This window comes from Leptolyngbya sp. FACHB-711, assembly GCF_014695615.1.
GTDB lineage: Bacteria > Cyanobacteriota > Cyanobacteriia > Elainellales > Elainellaceae > Leptolyngbya_A.
The window spans coordinates 1-2,153 of sequence record NZ_JACJOR010000026.1; the positions used below are offsets into that span (position 1 = coordinate 1).

2 protein-coding genes are annotated in these 2,153 nt (G+C 47.5%); one reads left to right on the top strand and one right to left on the bottom strand.

Features of this window, described 5'->3' with window-relative positions; genetic code table 11:
* Positions 1–1,254, top strand: a 1,254-nt coding sequence (locus tag H6F80_RS00325; protein ID WP_242067083.1) for an amidohydrolase family protein, incomplete at its 5' end; no start/stop codon positions are given.
* Between the two features lie 270 nt (positions 1,255–1,524).
* Here the strand turns inward: H6F80_RS00325 and H6F80_RS00330 are convergent.
* Entirely contained in the window at positions 1,525–1,914 is a 390-nt protein-coding gene (locus H6F80_RS00330; protein WP_190789633.1) for a hypothetical protein, read from the bottom strand.
* Between the last annotated feature and the right edge of the window lie 239 nt (positions 1,915–2,153).

The window sequence follows — 2,153 nt, forward strand, 5'->3', positions numbered from 1 at the left end:
TCGTTTAGCTGCTGTGAGTGTAGGCGGGGAAGCAAGATTTCGTCAACTACCTTTGCAAGGGTTAACGATCGATACATCCGCACAGGTCAGTATTATCTGAATAAAGGCGGGTCTTATCGAGATTTTTTTCCAGAGGTGCTTGCCCTATCGGAAGGCAACTTCTTTGTCGATTATGGCTATCATGTTGCACCAATTAGTAGCCAGCATATTGACGAAATGCAATGGCTATTTGAACAGCATGGCGTTGCTTCGTTCAAAATTTTTATGTTTTATGGCGGGTATGGTTTGCATGGTCTCTCCGATCAGCAAAATCTATTTCTGATGATCAACAAAGAAGAGCGTTACGACTTCGCCCACTTTGAATTCATCATGCGCAGTTTGTCTCAGTTAAGGGAACGTTATCCCACTCTGCAAGACACCATTAGCCTTAGTCTTCATTGCGAAGTCGCTGATATTCTAAATGCCTATACCAAAATTGTGCAGCAAGACTCAAGCCTCACCGGACTGAGTGCTTATAGCGCTGCTCGTCCTCCCCACTCCGAGGGGTTAGCCATTTGTATTGCTTCTTATCTAGCCCATGAAACAAACTGCGTCAACATCAATTTGCTCCATCTCAGTTCCCGCAAAGCGGTGGAAGCAGCTTTGATGATGCAAACGACCTTTCCCCACATCAATTTCAGGCGAGAAGTGACCGTGGGTCATCTGCTGCTTGATGTCGAGGTTCCTACGGGTAAATGGGCAAAAGTGAATCCGCCAATTCGACCGCGATCGGATGTCGAGTACTTGTGGAATGCAGTGTTGCAGAATCAAGTGGATTGGATTGTGAGCGATCATGCCTGTTGTTCTGCCGAGAAAAAAGCGAACTTTCAGGATCCGGACAATATCTGGCTCGCAAAGGCGGGCTTTGGAGGCACAGAATATCTACTCTCAGGAATTGTCAGCGAAGGCAGTAAGCGGGGGATGTCCTACAACCATATGGCAAAATTACTGTGCTGGAATCCGGCGCAACGGTTTGGACTTCCTCAAAAGGGTGACATCGCGATCGGGTATGATGCTGACCTAGCGTTACTCGACCCCAATGAAACGTTTGTGGTTCGTGCTGCTGAATCTGAGTCGAAACAAGGCTATACCCCCTTTGAGGGAATGGAACTAACAGGGCGAGTGAAGCATACATTTCTGCGTGGGAATTTGATTTACGATCGGGGACAGGTATTGGGTTCACCTCAGGGGCATTATTTGAAGCGGTTTCGGTAATGTTTTACATGGGTTGCTGGTTGCTGGTTAGATAGAGAGACCAAAGTAACGGTTGATGTACAGCCCAATCACTCCGATATCTGAAGCATTACTCGACAAATGATATTGTCTGAACTTGCGTGACCTATGAAGCAAATGCGTTAGGTAAATTCGCACTGGCATCCCCTAGAAGTGCCTAGCTATAGCGAGGAATGTTGCCGTGAGCTACGGTCGTTCGTTCAACGCGATACCAGTCAGCCAGGAGTGCCGCATTACTGGAACTTGCAGGAATTAAACGCGCGATCGATTGCTTAACAAGCTAACAAGCAGGCTATAGTTTTGAGTGCGGCGTTCCGCCAATGTACCTGGTCGCGGGTGGAAAAATCGATCGCAAGCCCGTTGTTGTGCAGGCTGTAGCCCGGTGCTCCTAGTCGTTCGCCAATGTAACTTGCGAGCAAGGAAACCTAGCTCTGCATAGAGATCGTCGATTTTGCTGCGTAGATGACGGAGTGCTTTTGCCATCGCTTGGGACTTTTCTTCCGCTTGTCGCTCCATCTCTTCCCGATCGATCCGGTCTTCCTCGTCATCTTCATCGACAGCCGGAGTAGATTGCCGCTGTGCCATCATCTGAGCGAGCATTGCCATCATGGGATCGTCAGGGCTGAGCTGTGACAGCAGCATTTCTTGAAGGGGAGCGATAATGGATATTCAAAAAAGACGAACTAAAAGACAAACGATCGCCATAAAACAAAGAAACACAACGGCATTTTTTGCTTTGTATCTGCTGCGTGAATCGATTGAATATCATAGATACTAGTAGTTCACCAAATAAACTTTGCCTAGTTAGCATGCTTTAATTTAGGATAGAGATGCCCTAACCGAATGCGCGCACCTGCACTGGAAAATCTCCAATTGACCCT

Bases quoted from the DNA above. Each gene is read 5' to 3' on its own strand.
- H6F80_RS00330 (WP_190789633.1), bottom strand. From the start codon at position 1,914: ATGCTGCTGTCACAGCTCAGCCCTGACGATCCCATGATGGCAATGCTC.